Annotated in this window: 1 protein-coding gene; it reads right to left on the bottom strand. The window is 75.9% G+C overall.

Going from position 1 to position 14,337, the window contains the following annotated elements; genetic code table 11:
• Positions 1-42: 42 nt before the first annotated feature.
• Positions 43-14,151, bottom strand: a complete 14,109-nt coding sequence (locus ACIBBH_RS15570) for an SDR family NAD(P)-dependent oxidoreductase (protein WP_399404765.1) — start codon at positions 14,149-14,151, stop codon at positions 43-45.
• Positions 14,152-14,337 lie beyond the last annotated feature (186 nt).

Raw genomic sequence — 14,337 nt, forward strand, 5'->3', positions numbered from 1 at the left:
GCCCTTCACCTTGTGCACTGTCCCTTCCGTCACCGCTGTTCCTCACTGCTGCCAGGACCGGAACGCCCGCAGCTGTTCCGGCACGACCACGACGTCCAGCCGCTCGTCGTCCTGGTGGCCGCCACCGAGCGCGGCCAGCAGCCGGCGGGCGGGCGCGTTGCGCGGGGTGCGCTCCGCCGTCAGCCGGACCTTGGCGCAGCCCAGTTCCTCGGCGCGCTCGGCGAGCCAGCCGAGCAGGCGTTCCTCGACGCCCCGGCCGAGCGCCCGGCAGCTCATCAGCCAAGCGAGAACGTCGAGTTGACCGGCGTCGGCGCGGACGGCGAGCAGGGCGATCTGCCCGTAGTCCCCGAACCGGTCCCGGGCCGCCGCCGTCCACACCTCGCCGCGCTCCCGCCACCGCCCGAGGTCGCCGCCGTCGGCGGAGCGGGCCCGCAGGGTGAACTGGTTGGTGCGGCGCACGAGTTGCTCGGCCCGCTGGACGTCGTCCTCGGCCAGGGCCCGGATGTCGACCTGAAGGTCCAGCTGGGCCAGGAACTCCTCGAATCCGGCCTGCTCGCGTACGGCGTCCCGCTCCCGTTCCTGCTCGTAGAACCGCGCCCGCGACGCGTCCTCGGCGGTCGCCGCCGCCGGGACCAGCGGCCACAACCGGCCGAGGAACTCCTCCAGCCCGGCCGCGGGCGGGCAGGTCACCGACAGCACCTGCGGCAGCGCCGAGCGCATCCTGGCGATCTCCGCCGGGTTGTCGTCCAGGAACAGGAAGCTGTCCGGCCCGAGGTTGAGCGTGCGCGCCGCCTCCGCGAGACGCCCCGGCTTGGGCCCCCAGGCGGCCGAGACCACGCTGAAGTGCTCGGCCTTGAGCAGGCTGTCGGGGCGGTCCAGCACGGCCCGGACGGTGGCCTCGTCGTTGTTGCTGACCAGTGCCAGCAGGGCACCGGCCTCCCGCCACCGCAGCAGCCGGCGGGCGAGCAGCGCGCGGGGGCCGGTCAGATCCACCGCGCCGGGGCCGATCTCCCCGGCCACGCCGCCCCACAGGGTCTCGTCGCCGTCGACGGCGATCACCTTGGGCGCCGGACGCAGCACCGCGCGTACCACCTCGGCCAGGCGCAGGGCCACGGCGGCCTGGAAGGGCGGCGTGAACGGCAGGTGGGCCAGCCGCTCGGTCCGCTGGTCGAAGCGGTCCTCGACGGCCTGCCGCCGGGTCCAGTCGTCGGGGCCGAGCACCGCGATGCCGGGCAGGTCGGCCAGGTCGGCGGCGACCGCCCGCTCCCAGGCGAGGCAGCGCTCCTCCTCGCGGGCGGACGGCAGGAAGCCGACGATCAGCGGCTTGCGGGTCCGCTCGGCCAGTGCTTTCAGCGCCGCAGGGTAGGCGGTGCGCAACTCGGCGAGCAGCGCGTCGTCCACCGGGCCGAACCGCTCCAGATCCGCGGCCCGCAGCAGTACCACGCTCACCGCCGTACCGGGGTCGGCGAAGACGCCGGACGGGTCCCGGAGGCCGGCGAGCACCTGGTGGTACGGCGCCTCGGCGACGGTCACGCCCTCCGCGTCCATCGCCGCCTCGCACATCACCGGCAGGTTGCCCGAAGCGAAGGTGGCGGCGAGGGCGAGGGAGCGGCGCGGTGCTTCGACTTGCCCGCCGGTCACCGGAGTTGCGTTCGCCTCCGACGTCGTACCCACCGTCCCCGTCGCGTCCTGCGCCGTCTCCGCGAGCAGCCGCAGGAACTCCTCCCCCAGCTCGCCGGCGGTCGCCGCGTCCAAGATGTCCAGGCTGTGGTCGAGCCGGACCGTGCCCGCGTCCGGGATCATGGTGATCATCAGGTCGAGGTCGGTGTAGCCGGTCCCGGCGGGGAGCACCTCCAGGCGGTGGAGACGGCCGCTGTGGCGGACGAAGTTGAAGTAGACCTCCACGAGCGGCGCGTTGGCCCGGTGCAGGCCCTGCCGTGCCAGCGTGGCCAGGACGTCGGAGAACATCGCGCCCTTCGCCAGGACCTGCCGCAGCCGCCCGTCGGTGCGGCGCAGCACCTCCTCGACCGGCTCGCCGGCCGATGCCCGGGCCGGGAACGGCACGGGGACGCCGAAGAAGCCCACCGCGTCGTAGGCGTCGACGTGGATACGGGTGTCCACCGGCACGGCGAGCACGAACCGCTCGCGCCGCCGCTTCCTGGCCAGCAGCACGGTCAGGGTACCCAGGCAGAAGGCGGCGGGCGTGACGCCGAGGTCGCTCGCGGCGGCCAGGACCCGCTCCATGAGCCCGTCCGGCAGGGTCACGGTCACGCTGCCCGCCCGGTAGGACCGGGTTTCCGGGCGCGGCCGGGCGAGGGTCAGGTCGAGGCGCTCGCTGCCCCGGAAGGCCTCCCGCCACTCGGCGCCGGCTCCCTCGCCGCCCTGCTGGGCCTCGACGAGCAGGGCGATGTCGCGGTTGGTGAGGGTGTCGCCCAGGTGGGTGCCGGACAGTTCGGCGTCGATCTCCCGGGCGACGAGCAGCAGCGACTGCAGGTCGCTCACCACATGGTGGGCGCCGAACACCAGGATCTGGCCCGTCGGCCCGCCGTCCAGCAGCTCGAACCGCCACAGCGAGGGGCTCGCCAGGTCGAAGGGCGGCTCGAGCAGTCGGCGCAGCCGGTCGGCGGGATCCGGGTCCTCGTCGACCGTCCACCGCAGCAGTGGCTCCGCCAGGTCCCGGTCCACGCGCAGGTGCCGGCCGCCTTCCGCGCCGCTGACGATCGCCGTGCGCAGGGCCGCGTGCCGTCCGGTGAGCCGCGCGAGGATGTCGGTGAGCCGCTCGCGGGTGACCGGCTCGGTCAGGCGTACGGCGAGGCCGACGCCGTGGGCCGCGTCGGGCATGTCCGGCTGGGCGCTGCGCAGCAGGCGTACGACGTCCCGGGTCGCGGGCCGCAGCTCGGTCTCCGGCACCTCCGCGGGGACGGGCGCCGACTCCTGAGGGGCGGACGCGGGGCGCTCGGGCAGGGCCTCGCCCAGCGCGCGGGCCAGGCCACGGATGTCGGCCGCGGAGAACACGTCGGCGGCCGGGAGTTCCGCGCCCAGTTCGCGGGCGAAGGCGTTGCGCAGCCGGACCAGCATCAGGGAGTCGAGGCCGAGTTCCTTCAGGGCGGTGCCGGCGAAGACGTCCACGGCCCCGCCGGAGACCTCGCCGACCCGGGCCCGTACGTACGCTTCGAGCCACTCGGCGCGGTCCTGCCGGGTGGTCGCCGCGAACACCTTCCTGACGAGGTCGTCGGTGTCCGCGCTGCCCGTGGGGACGGTGACCAGGTCGCCGAGGATCGGGCGGCCGCGCACGGCGTCGGGGTCGAGGGAGAGTAGTTCCCAGTCCAGGGCGACGGGCGCGAGCTGGCGGCGGGCGGTGGGCAGCAGGCGTTCGAACAGTTCGCCGCCGTCCTGCGGGGAGAAGGCGACCAGTCCGCTGCGGCCGGTCTCGGCCTGCCTGGTGCCGGAGCCGGCGACCATGCCGACCCCGGACCAGGCGCCCCAGTCCAGGCTCAGCGCCCGCCGGCCGGCGTGGGAGAGGTGGTGCGCCCAGGCGTCGAGGAAGGCGTTGGCGGCGGAGTACGGGCTCTGTCCGGCCGAGCCGAGGAGACCGGCCGCCGAGGCGAAGAGCACCAGGTTGCCGGCCTCCGGGGCCAGTTCGGTGAGCAGGGCGGTGCCCAGCACCTTGGGGGCGAGGACGCGCAGGACGCGTTCGTCGGTCAGGTTGGCCAGGGTGGCGTCGTCGAGGACACCGGCCGCGTGCACGACCGCGGCGATCGGGCCGCCCTCACGGCGTACGGCATCCAGGGCGGACGCGAGCCCCTCGCGGTCGGCGACGTCGGCGCGGGCGAGGTGGACGGTGACTCCGCGCTCCTCGAGGCCCCGGATCCAGGCCGCGGCCTGCGTGTCCGGTGTGCCGCGGCTCAGCAGCGCGAGCCGGCGGACGCCCCGGCGGACCAGCCGCTCGGCGACGACCCGGCCGAGGCCGCCGAGGCCGCCGGTGATCAGGTGGACGCCGTCGGTCCCGGGGTCACCGCCACCGTCGTCGGGGCGGGTACGGGCCAGGCGTGGGACGAGACGGCCCGCGGCGCGCAGCGCCACGAGCCGTTCGTCGTCGGCGTGCCACAACTGCGTCCACAGCTCCGCGTCGCCGCCGGTCGGCGGCAGGTCGACGAGCGTGGTCGCCAGCTCCGGGTACTCCTGCGCCACCGCGAGGCCGAAGCCCCAGGCGAGTGCCTGCTCCGGGTGCGTGACCCGCGTGCTGTCCCCGGCGGCCTGGCTGCCCCGGACGACCACGAACAGGCGGGGCGCCCGGCCCTTGGGGCGGTCGGCGAGGGCGCGCACCAGGTGCAGGGTGCTCAGGCAGCACAGGCGGGCGGCCTCCTCGGCGCTACGGGCGTCGCCGATCGCCGGGGCGTCGAGCGCGGACAGCTGGACCACCCGGCCGGGCAGCGCGTCCGGGAAGGCCTCGTCGAGCAGCCGGGCCAGGTGTCCGGGATCGGCCGGGTCGAGGACGTACCGTCCGGGTGCCTCGGCGGCGTACTCCGTACCCCGGCGCGCGATGACGTACGGGGCCGAGTCGCCGAGCCGGGCGGTGAGTTCGGCGGCCACTCCGCTGTCGTCGGCGAGGATCAGCCAGCCGCCCTCGGTGGGCGCGTCCTGGGCCTCGGGGCGCCGCTGCCAGCGGGTCTCGAACAGCGCGCCGTCCAGCGGGGACAGCGCGGCGAGCCGGAACTCCCTCATGTCGAGGACGAGTCGGTCGTCCTCGTCCCACAGCCGCAGGTCCAGGGTGGCGGTGTCGCCGTCCAGGGACCGCAGGGCGCAGGTCACCCAGGCGGGGGTGGTGCGCAGCCCGGTGAAGCGCACCTGTCCGGCGCCGGCGGGCACGAACGCCCGTCCCTCGGGGGCGTTCGCGGGCAGCGCGGCCGTGTGGAAGGCGGCGTCGAGGAGGGCGGGGTGCAGCAGGTGCCCGGCGGCGGGCCGGGCGGCGAGCCGGCCCAGCGCCTCCGCGTCGGTGCGGTGGCCCTCCTCCAGGCCCCGGAAGGCGGGACCGTAGTCGATGCCGAGGGCGGCGAGCCGGCCGTACACGGCGGGCACGTCGGCCCGCTCGGCGCAGCGCTCGCGCAGCGCGGCGAGACTCTCGCCCTCCTCGGTGGGTCCGGCAGCGAGGACGAGCCGTCCGGTGGCGTGCCGCTCCCACCGCCGCTCACCGGCAGCGGCCGAGGCGATGGTGAACTCGCGCACGCCGTCCCCGGCGGTCCGCACGACCAGCTGGAGCCGCACGGGCCGTTCGGCGTCCAGGCGCAGCGGACGCACGAACCGGACGTCCGCCAGCCGTACTTCACCGTGGTCCGTCAGCGCGGTCGCGGCCTCGAGCGCCATGTCCAGGAAGGCCGAACCCGGCAGCCACACCTCTCCGGTGACCCGGTGGTCGGTGAGGTAGGCGAAGCGGCTGTCACGCAGGTCGATCTCGGTCTGGAAGATGTCCCGGCCGGGCTCGTCGCTGGCCTCCACGTGCGTGCCGAGGAGCGGTGAGCCGCCGGTGGGGCCGGCCGGGGCGGGGGCGAGCCAGTGGCGTTCGCGGGCGAAGGCGTAGGTGGGCAGGTCGAGCCGGCGGCCCCGCGGGAACAGGGCGGCCCAGTCGGGCGTGTATCCGGCCGTGTACAGCTCGCCCAGCCTGGCCGGCAGGACGTCCTGCCCGTCCCGCTGCCGGCGCAGCGAGCCGACGCCGACCGCGTCAACGCCGCGCTCGGCCGCCACCGCCTCCACGGAGGAGGTGAGCGAGGGGTGCGGGCTGAGTTCGACGAAGTAGCGGTAGCCGTCGTCGAGCATCCGCCGGATCGTGTCCGCGAAGCGGACGGGCTCGCGGAGGTTGGCGAACCAGTACGCGGCGTCCAGCCGGTCCCCGGGGACCGGTCCGGCCAGCACCGACGAGTACAGGGGTGTCGGTGTCCGCGTGCCCCGGACGCCGGAGAAGCGGTCGAGGAGCTCCGTGCGCAGCGGTTCCATCAGCGGGGTGTGCGAGGCGAACGGCGTCGACAGCGGCCGGGCCGGGATCCCCCGCGCGTCGAGGTGCCGGCGCAGTTCGGCCAGCGCGTCGGCGTCGCCCGAGACGGCCGTGGCGTGGGCGCTGTTGACCGCCGCGACGAACAGCCGGTCCGTATGGGGGGCGAGCAGCTTCTCGACCTCGGCCGGGGGCAGTTCGACGGCCAGCATTCCGCCCCGTCCGACCAGCGGTACGACGGCCTGGGCGCGCCCGGTGACCACGGCCACGGCCTCGTTCAGCGTGAGGGCGCCCGCACCGTAGGCGGCGGCGATCTCGCCCAGGCTGTGCCCGACGACCGCGTCCGGGGTGACGCCGAGCTCCCGCCAGGCGGCGGTCAGGGCCGCGTTGAGCGCGAACAGCACCGGCTGGAGGTACTCCGTCCGGTCGAGCGGCGAGAACTCCTCGGGCGCCCGCAGCACGTTGAGCACCGACCAGCCGGCCTGCCGCTGGACGGCCTCGTCGATCCGGGTCAGCTCCTCCCGGAACGCCTCCGAGTGGGACATCAGCCCCAGCCCCATCCCGGTCCATTGGCCGCCGTGTCCGGCGTACACGAAGGCGACCTTGCCGGTCTGCTCCTCGCGGGGCGCGGTGAGGGGCCTGCGTCCGCTGCCCAATGCCTTGAGGGAGGCCAGCAGTTCGTCCCGGTCATCCGCGACGAGGGCGGTGCGCCACTCGAAGTGGCTGCGGTGGCGGGCCAGGGTGTGGGCGATGTCCGGGAGCGCCGTGCCGGCGGTGACGTACTGGGCGAGCCGTGCGGCCTGTCCGCGCAGCGCGGTCTCGCTGCGCCCGGAGAGGACGAACAGGTTCCTGCCCGGCGGGAGCTCGGCAGCCGCTTCGGTGTCCGGCGCGGACGGCGCCTCCTCGACGATCACATGCGCGTTGGTGCCACTGATCCCGAAGGCGCTGACGCCTGCTCGCCTGACGCGACCCGGCGTCGACGGCCAGTCCACCGCCTCCGTCAGCAGCCGTAGCCCGCTGCCCTCCCATTCGACGTGCCGGCTGGGCGTGCCGGCGTGCAGGGTGCGGGGCAGGGTCCGGTGGCGCAGGGACTCCACCACCTTGATCAGCCCGGCCACGCCGGAAGCCGCCTGCACATGCCCGATGTTGGACTTCAGGGAGCCCAGGTACAGCGGGCGGTCCTGCGGGCGCGAGCCGGCGAAGACCTCGGCGAGGGCGTTGGCCTCGATCGGGTCGCCCAGGGTGGTGCCGGTGCCGTGGGCCTCCACGTAGTCGATGTCGGCGGGCTCCAGGCCGGACAGCTCCAGCGCCCGCCGGACGACCTGTTCCTGGGCCGGGCCGTTCGGCGCGGACAGGCCCTGGCTGCGGCCGTCCTGGTTGACGGCGGTACCGCGCAGCACCGCCAGCACCTCGTCCCCGTCGCGCCGGGCGTCGCTCAGCCGCTTCAGTACGAGCATGCCGGCGCCCTCGGCCCAGATCGCGCCGTCGGCGTCGTCGGAGAAGGAGCGGCAGCGGCCGGTCGGGGACACGCCGCGCAGCCGGCTGAACTCGACGAAGGTCTGCGGGGTCACCATCAGCGTCACGCCACCGGCGAGGGCGAGATCGCACTCGCCGGAGCGCAGCGCCTGCGCGGCCAGATGGGTGGCCACCAGCGACGACGAGCAGGCCGTGTCGACGGTCATCGCCGGGCCGTGCAGGCCGAGTGCGTAGGCGAGCCGCCCGGAGGCCACGCTGAGCGCCGAGCCGGTGCCGACGTAGCCGTCGAGCTGGTCGAGCCGGGAGCCGGACAGGTAGTCGCTGCCGAACATGCCGACGTACACGCCGGTGGTGCTGCCCGCCAGCCGGGCGGGCACGATCCCGGCGCGCTCCAGCGCCTCCCAGGCCGTTTCGAGGAGCAGCCGCTGCTGCGGGTCCATGGCGGCGGCCTCCTTCGGTGTGATCCCGAAGAAGCCCGCGTCGAAGGACTCGATGTCGTCCAGGAAGCCGCCCTCGCGGGCGTACGACTTGCCCGGGGCGTCCGGGTCGGGGTCGTACAGCGCCTCCACGTCCCAGCGCTCGGCCGGGAAGGGGCCGACCGCGTCCCGGCCGTCGGCGACCAGCCGCCACAGGCCCTCCGGGTCGGTGACCGAACCGGGCAGGCGGCAGGCCATGGCGACCACGGCGATCGGCTCGTCGACGGCCGGTCCGGCGGCGCGGGCCCGCTGCGGACCGGGGGCGGCGCGCCGGGTCGTACGGCCGTCCGTCGCGAGGACGGTGGTCAGGAGATGGCCCGCCAGGCGGTCGGCGGTGGGGTGGTCGAAGAGCAGGGTGGCGGGGAGCCGGGCGCCGATGCGGGTGCCGATGCGGTTGCGCAGTTCGACCGCCGTCACGGAGTCCATGCCGAGGTCGCGCAGCGGCTGGTCGGGGCGGACGGACTCGGGCGAGCGCAGGCCGAGGGCGCGGGAGACCTCGTCGCGGACCAGGGCCAGGACACGTTCGGCGCGCTCGGGCTCCGGGAGGCGGGCCAGACGGTCGGCCAGGCGGTCGCCGGTCTGCTGGGCGTCCCTGGGGGCGGGCAGCAGGGAGCGCCACAGGGCTGCCTCGGCGGCGGGGTTCTCCCGCAGGCGGGGCAGGTCCAGGGCCCAGGCGACCAGGTGCGGTGCGCCCTGCCGCAGGGAGAGTTCCACCAGGTCGCGGCCCTGCTCGGGCGTGAGGGCGCGCTGGCCGCGGCGGGCCATCCGGTCCAGGTCGGCGTGGGCGGCGGCGAGCCCCTCCCCCGCCCACGCGCCGAAGGACACGGACAGGCCGGGAAGACCCGATGCGCGCCGGTGGTGGGCGAGTTGGTCGAGGAAGACGTTGGCCGCCGCGTAGTTGCCCTGGCCGGCGTTGCCGACGACGCCGGCGGCGGAGGAGACCAGCAGGAACAGGTCCAGGGGCGTGCCGGAGGTGAGCCGGTGCAGGTGGGCGGCGCCGTCGACCTTGGGGCGCAGCACACGCGTGAGCCGCTCGGGCGTCAGCTCGGTGACCACTCCGTCGTCCAGGACACCGGCGCAGTGCACGACACCGCGCAGCGGCGACTCCTCGCCGGCCGAGGTGAGCACAGCGGCCAGGGCTTCCGCGTCGGCGACGTCGCAGGCGGCCACCCGCACCTCGGCGCCGAGCGCGGCCAGTTCGGCGGTGACCTCGGCGGCGCGTGGGTCGCCGGGTCCCTGACGCGAGGTCAGCAGGAGGCGCTCCGCCCCGTGTTCGGCGAGGACCCGGGCGATGTGCCGGCCCACGGCTCCCAGGCCGCCGGTGATCAGGACGGTGCCGTCGGTGGGCACGAGGGCCGGGGTGCCGACGAGGTCGAGGACGACCGGGCGGTCGGACACGGCCCGGCGGCGGAGCGCCTCGCGGGCGGCGGTGACGGGGAAGACGTGGGGGCGTACGGCGTCGGCCCGGTCGGCACCGGCGGCAGCCGTGGTGAAGGGCACGTCGTCCGCGAGCACCGTGACCGCGACCGCGTCGGTGAGCACCTCGGAGCCGGGTGCGCAGTCGGCGGCGGCCACCACCCTGGCGCCGGGCGCGAGGCCCTCGACGTCGGCGGCGACCTCGGTCAGCACGCCGGCGGAAACGATCCGCCCGGACGCGTCGCCGGGTGCCGGGAGCGTGAGTGCGTGGACCTGGATCCGTACCTCGCCGGACGCCAGGTCCCGCGCCTCCGCGACGCGCAGGCTCGGGTCGGCCGGGAGGCCGGTCAGCTCCCAGCGGTCCCCGGACGGGACGCGCAGCACGTCCGTGGCGCGGGCCCGGACCAGGCGCGGGGCGAGCAGCATCCCTGACCGCAGGGCCAGTTCGGGTTCGTCGGTGTGCGCGGCGGCGGCGAGCAGCGCGTCCGCCGGATCGGAGGCGTCGAGGTCGAGCAGGGTCAGCCCGAGGTCGGGGTGTTCGGCGCGGGTGCTGCGGGCCAGGCCCCACAGCACCGACTGGGCGAAGGCGGGCACCGGGTCCTTCTCGCCCGCCGCGACCGCGCCCCGGGTCACCCAGACGGTCCGGGCGGGCGCCTCCGCTTCGGGCAGGGCGAGCAGCGCCTGCACCTCGGCCAGTGCGGTCGCCGTCAGTTCCTGGGCCACGGCGGCCGGTCCGGCGTCCTCCGCCGGGAGCGGCCAGAACCGTACGACGACGCCGGCGCCCGTGTCGCCGACCTCGGCCCCGGCGGCGGCGAGGCCGCGCAGGGCGGCCGCCACCTGCTGATCGGTGCGGTCGCCGACCACCGTCCAGACGGTGCCGGGCGCGGCGGCGGCCGGTTCGGGCACGGCCGTCCACGCCACCTCGTACAGGTGCCGCCCGTTCTCCGACCCGGCGTCGAGGCCGGCCGGGTCCGCGGCGCGCAGTCGTACGTCCTCCAGGCGGCCCGCCGGGAGGCCGTCGGCGTCCCACAGGGTGACGTCCAGCGTGAGGTCCGTGGCGGAGCCGCCGGTGCGCCGGACGGACGCGGTCAGATCGGTGGCGCCGCCGGGCGGCAGGACGCAGCGGCCCACCGCGACCGGCAGCAGCACGCGGCCGTCGGATGCGTCGAGGGCCGCGGTGACGTGCAGCGCGGCGTCCAGCAACGCCGGGTGGAGCGGGTAGGGGTCGGCCACGTCGCGGGCCACGGGCGGCAGCGACAGCCGGGCCAGCAGCTCGCCGTCGCCGGTGACGACCGCGGACCGTACACCCTGGAAGGCCGGTCCGTAGCCGAGGCCGAGCTCGGTCAGCCGCCGGTACGTCTCCGGTGCCCAGGCCTCCTCGGCCGTCTCCGGCCGGACCGGCGGCGCCCCGGCCGCCAGGGGGGCGGACTCGGCGGCCGACGCGGTGGCGTGCAGGGTCCAGCCGGGGGCGTCCTGGCCGCGCGGCCGGCTGTGCACGGTGATCTCCGGGACGGGCCCGGCGGTGACGACCTCGACGGAGACCTCGACCGTGCCGGACGGCGGCAGGACGAGGGGGACGAGCAGGAACAGGTCGGTGACGTCGGACGGGTCGTCGGGGCGGGCCACGGCGAGGGCGGCGCGGCACACTTCCATCAGGGTGGTGCCCGACACCACGGTCCTGCCGTGCACGGCGTGGTCGGGCAGCCAGTCGGCGGTGGCCGGGGACCACTCGTTGCGGAAGGTCCAGCGGGTCTCGTCGGCCGACTGGAGCTGGATGCCCAGCAGCGGGTGGGCGGCGCGGTCGAACAGGCCGGAGCCCCCGGTGGCTGACTCGGGCTCGATCCAGTGACGCCGGCCCTCCCAGGCGTACGTGGGCAGGTCCACGGGGGCCGTGCCGGTGACCAGGCGGCGCCAGTCGACGGGCCGCCCGTGGACGTGGAGTTCGGCGGTGGCCCGGTCCAGGCAGGCAGGGCCGTCCTCGGCGCGGCGCAGCGAGCCCACGGCGACGAGGTCGTGGCCGGTGTCCTCGCCGACGGTGCGCAGGGCGGTGAGGAGGGAGGGATGGGGACCGACTTCGACGAAGTGGCGGTAGCCGTCGGCCGCCATGCGCTCCACGGTGGACGCGAAGCGGACGGGTTCGCGGAGGTTGGTGTACCAGTAGCCGGCGTCGAGTTCCCCGGTGACCGGGGCGCCGGTCACGGTGGAGTACCAGGCGACGGAGGCCGGACAGGTGGTGACGCCGTCGAGTTCGTCGAGGACCGCGGCCCGGACCGGTTCGACCTGGGCGCTGTGGGAGGCGTAGTCGACGTCGAGGCGGCGGACGAAGACCTGACGGCGTTCGAGGTCGGCGAGCAGGCTCTGAAGGGGCTCCACCTCCCCGGCCAGCACGGTCGAGCGACCGCTGTTGACGGCGGCGACCGAGACCCGGCCGCCGAGTCCTTCGAGGGCGGCCTCCACCTCGGTGTGCGACAGGGCGACGACGGCCATGGCCCCGGTGCCGGACACGCCGGTCAGGGCCTGGCTGCGCAGGGCGACCACGGCCGCCGCGTCGCTGAGGCTGAGCGCCCCCGCGACACAGGCCGCGGCGACCTCGCCCTGGCTGTGCCCGATCACCGCGTCCGGCCGGACGCCCCGGGCCCGCCACACGGCGGCCAGCGACACCATCACGGCGAACAGCACCGGCTGCACGACGTCCACCCGGTCCAGGCAGGGCGCCCCCGCATCCCCGCGCAGCACGGCAGCCACCGACCACTCGGTGAAGGGGCGCAGGGCGGCGTCGCAGCGGTCCAGTTCGTCGGCGAACACCGGGTCCCGGTCGAGCAGGTCACGGGCCATGCCGGCCCACTGGGCGCCCTGACCGGGGAAGACGAAGGCCACTTTGCCGGTGGGCAGCGCCTGTTGGGGGCCGGTGGTCAGGTCCGGGTCGGGCTGCGCCTCGGCGAGTCCGCGCAGGGCGCGGAGCAGGTCGTCGCGGGTGGCCGCGTGCACGACGGCGCGCTGCTCGAAGTGGGTACGGTGCCGGGCGAGGGTCGCGGCCACCGCCGTGAGGGGGAACTCCGGCCGGGCTTCGAGGGCTTCGGCGAGGCGGGCCGCCTGGCCCTGGAGGGCGGGGAGGCTGCGGGCGGAGAGCGGGAAGAGGGCGGGGGCGGACGGTTCCGCGGTGGTGTCGTGCGGCGGCTGGTCCGGCGCCTCCTCCAGCACCACATGCGCGTTCGTCCCGCTGATCCCGAAGGCGCTCACGCCGGCCCGGCGCACCCGCCCGGCGTCGCGCGGCCAGGCCCGGGCGCTGTCCGTGACGCACAGGCCGCTGTCCGGCCAGTCGATGTGCTCGGTCGGCGTGTCGGCGTGCAGGGAGGCCGGGATCCGCTCGTGGTGGAGGGCGAGGACCGTCTTGATGACCCCGCCGATGCCCGCGGCGGCTTGGGTGTGGCCGATGTTGGACTTCAGGGAGCCGATGGCGAGCGGCCGGCCGGTGGGGCGGCCCGGCCCGAACACGGCGGACAGCGCGCGGCCCTCGATGGGGTCGCCGAGGCGGGTGCCGGTGCCGTGCGTCTCGACGTAGTCGAGGTCGTCCGGGGTCAGCCCGGCGGCGTCGAGAGCGGCGCGCAGCACCCGTTCCTGCGCGAGGCCGTTGGGGGCGCTCAGGCCCTGGCTGCGGCCGTCCTGGTTGATCGCCGAGCCCTTGACGACGGCCAGCACCCGGTCGCCGTCCCGGCGCGCGTCCGCGAGCCGCTTGAGCAGGACGAGCCCGCAGCCCTCGGCCCACACCACACCGTCCGCGCCGGCCGAGAAGGGGCTGCACCGCCCGGACGGCGACAGACCGCGCAGCCTGCTGAACTCGACGTGCCCGCGCGGCGTCACCAGCAGCGTGGCGCCTCCGGCGAGGGCGAGGTCGCATTCGCCGCTCGCCAGCGCCCGGGCGGCGAGGTGCAGTGCGACGAGCGAGGAGGAGCAGGCGGTGTCGACGGTGACCGCCGGTCCCTGCAGACCGAGGGTGTAGGCGATGCGCCCGGAGGCCACGCTGGACGCCGACCCGGTGCCGACGTGCCCGTCGAGCTGCCCCAGCGAGGCCGAGGCCAGGTAGCCGCTGTCGTACAGGCCGACGTAGACGCCCGTGGGGCTGCCGTTCAGCGACTCGGGGACGATCCCGGCGCGTTCGAGCGTCTCCCAGGCGGTCTGGAGCAGCAGCCGCTGCTGCGGGTCCATGGCCGCGGCCTCGCGCGGCGAGATTCCGAAGAAGGCCGCGTCGAAGCGGTCGATGCCGTCGAGGAAGCCGCCGCGCAGCGTGTACGCCGTGCCGGTGGTCTCCGGGTCGGGGTCGTACAGGCCGCGGGTGTCCCAACGGCCCGCGGGCACCTCGGAGATGGCGTCCTCGCCCGCGGCCAGCAGCCGCCACAGGCCCTCGGGGTCGTCCGCGCCGCCGGGGAAGCGGCAGGCCATGGAGACGATCGCGATGTCGTCGTCCGGCCGCGCGGGGGCGGGCCGGGCGGCCGGTGGCGTCAACCCCCTTGCGTCGGAGGACTGTTCGAGGACCGTCTCCGCTATCGCCGCGATCGTGGGGTGGTTGAAGACCAGCGAGGGCTCCAGAGTGCGGCCGACGCGCTCGGAGAGTTCGGCGGCCAGGGTCACCAACTGTCGTGACCCCAGGCCGAATTCGGCGATGGGCCGGTCCGGGTCGATGGCCAGCGGGTCCAGCCCGGCCGCCTCGGCGACAGCCGACGCCAGCCAGGCCCGTATGCCCTCGGCGGTCGTCGGGGACGGCTGGGGGGACTTCTTCGGCGACTCGTTCGCAGGCATGTGGGCAGGTGTCCTCGGGAACTCGGGCTCAGGCGGATTCCGTACGGCGGGTACGGCGGGTACGGCCGGACAACGGACACGGCCGGCACGGCCGCTGGATCGGCGGCGCGGAGACGGCGTGCGGGCAGGACCGACCGCCGCACGGCGGAGTACGGCTGCGGCCTGCCGCCCGGCGCCGGCGCGGAC

The organism is Streptomyces sp. NPDC051636, from assembly GCF_044453765.1.
In the GTDB taxonomy this organism is placed as follows: domain Bacteria; phylum Actinomycetota; class Actinomycetes; order Streptomycetales; family Streptomycetaceae; genus Streptomyces.

Coding starts and splice junctions, on each gene's coding strand:
- ACIBBH_RS15570 (WP_399404765.1), bottom strand. CDS start 14,151: ATGCCTGCGAACGAGTCGCCGAAGAAGTCCCCCCAGCCGTCCCCGACG.